Below are 1,829 nucleotides of genomic sequence, written 5' to 3' on the forward strand. Positions count from 1 at the left end.
CATGGATCGGCCGCGTGTCGCCGTAGAGGACGACGTCCGTGACGGCGTGCTCCGCCAGGAGCGACGCGATCCGCGCGGGCCAGCCGTCGAGGGCCTGGGTCTGGGCGATGTAGCTTTTCCGGTCTGGCCAGAACGCCTCGTCCCCGCGGTTGAAGCCGACCCGCAGCGTCCTCGCGCCGGCGGCGGCGAGCTGGCGCGAGAGGCGCCAGAAGAAGGGTCCGTGCGGACCCTGGAGGAACAGGAAGACGCGGTCGTCGTGACGTGGGAACATGGAGGCGCTCATTAACATGCCGCAGTTAACGCGTTCCTTCTGCAAGGACAAAGCCTCCGGGACGGCCAGCGGTGCTTTTCCGTCGGCCCGTTGCCGGGAGGACTCTTGCGGCCCGGTTCCCGAGGGCGCTAGGTGGAGGCGAGGACCGCATGGCATCAGGAGCGGAGGCCGCATGTTCACCGGAATCATCACCGATGTCGGCCGCATCCGGCGGCTGGAGCGGCGGGGCGACCTCCACGCCCGGATCGCCACCGCCTACGACACCGGCAGCATCGAGATCGGCGCCTCCATCGCCTGCGACGGCGTCTGCCTGACCGTCACGGCCACGGGCGGCGACTGGTTCGACGTCGACATCTCGGCCGAGACGCTGTCGAAGACGACGATCGGGGACTGGGCCGAGGGCGATCCGGTCAATCTCGAGCGCGCGCTGAAGGTCGGCGACGAGCTCGGCGGGCACATCGTCTCGGGCCATGTCGACGGCGTGGCCGAGGTCGTGGCGACGCGGGAGGAGGGGGAGTCCACCCGCTTCACCTTCCGCGCGCCCGAGGCGCTGGCCCGCTTCATCGCGCCGAAGGGCTCCGTCGCGCTCGACGGCACGTCGCTCACGGTGAACGAGGTGACGGGCGCAGAATTCGGCGTGAACATCATCCCGCACACCAAGGCCGTGACCACCTGGGGTGGCGTCAAGGCGGGCGACCGGGTGAACCTCGAGATCGACACCCTCGCGCGCTACGTGGCGCGGCTCCAGGACTGGCAGGGCGGCTGACCGGCCGGCCGCGGCCCCGGCGGATGGGTCGAAGGGCGTATTTGGAGAAAGATGAAGCAGGCGCGCGGCCCAAGATCGGCCATCCCGAGGAAGGGCGGACTTGGAGAACGGGCTTCGCGGGCGCATGCTGGCGGCGCGAGCCGGATTGGTGGAGGACGCATGGGCGGGATGGGACATAATGGCGGGCCGACGATGGAGGCGGGCTACGGCTTCCGCAAGGTCGCGTGGGGCAAGGCACGGCGCGCGCTCCTGCCGGCGCTGCCGCTGGAGATCGTGCGCATCCACGTGGCGCGCGCCAAACGCCTCGGGCTGCCCTACAGGACCTATGCCACGATCCGCGCGACCTCCGGGCACGACATCGTCGGCTTCCTCTTCTCGGGCAACGCGCTGGAGCTGGCGCCCGCGCGCCCGGCGCCGCCCGAGCGCCTGGCCCTGCGCCTCGCCGACCTCGGGGGCGCGGCCGGGCGTCTCGCCGCCGTCCATGCGCCGCTGAGCCCCGGTCTCGTCCTGCGCGCGACGCCCGGGCTCGACGCGGCCGAGCGCGCGCCCGACATCCTGATGCCCTGGGGCGAGATGCGCACGCGGCTTCGCGGCTTCGTACGCGCGCAGGGGCTTCCGCCCGACGGCGTGGTGCTCGTCTCGGCCACCGCGCTCGAGCGGGAATGGTGCGGCGCGGCGGGCCTTGCGGGCAACCTGAGCGCCGAGGCCTTCTTCGCGGCGGCGGGCTGAGCGCAGCGCACCGTCCGGGCGCCTCCCCGTTCCTTCATCCTGGCGACAAACTCTCGGGGGGAG

At 72.0% G+C, this 1,829-nt stretch carries 2 protein-coding genes and 1 pseudogene; 2 read left to right on the forward strand and 1 reads right to left on the reverse strand.

What is annotated here, in order from left to right; all coding sequences use genetic code 11:
* A pseudogene (locus ACTS11_RS06415) lies at positions 1-271 on the reverse strand (capsule biosynthesis protein CapA); the annotation flags it as partial.
* A 172-nt stretch (positions 272-443) separates the two neighbouring features.
* Between ACTS11_RS06415 and ACTS11_RS06420 the strand changes: the two are divergent.
* Together ACTS11_RS06420 and ACTS11_RS06425 are read left to right on the forward strand one after the other, a co-directional pair.
* Positions 444-1,037 carry a riboflavin synthase gene (locus ACTS11_RS06420; RefSeq protein WP_442639506.1) on the forward strand — a complete coding sequence of 198 codons (594 nt, stop codon included), beginning with the start codon at positions 444-446 and terminating at the stop codon, positions 1,035-1,037.
* Positions 1,038-1,196: 159 nt separating this feature from the next.
* Entirely contained in the window at positions 1,197-1,766 is a 570-nt protein-coding gene (locus ACTS11_RS06425; RefSeq protein ID WP_442639507.1) for a hypothetical protein, read from the forward strand.
* Positions 1,767-1,829 lie beyond the last annotated feature (63 nt).

Source organism: Roseicyclus sp. (assembly GCF_052168335.1).
Classification (GTDB): domain Bacteria; phylum Pseudomonadota; class Alphaproteobacteria; order Rhodobacterales; family Rhodobacteraceae; genus Roseibacterium.

Coding starts and splice junctions, on each gene's coding strand:
- ACTS11_RS06420 (WP_442639506.1), top strand. CDS start 444: ATGTTCACCGGAATCATCACCGATGTCGGCCGCATCCGGCGGCTGGAG.
- ACTS11_RS06425 (WP_442639507.1), top strand. CDS start 1,197: ATGGGCGGGATGGGACATAATGGCGGGCCGACGATGGAGGCGGGCTAC.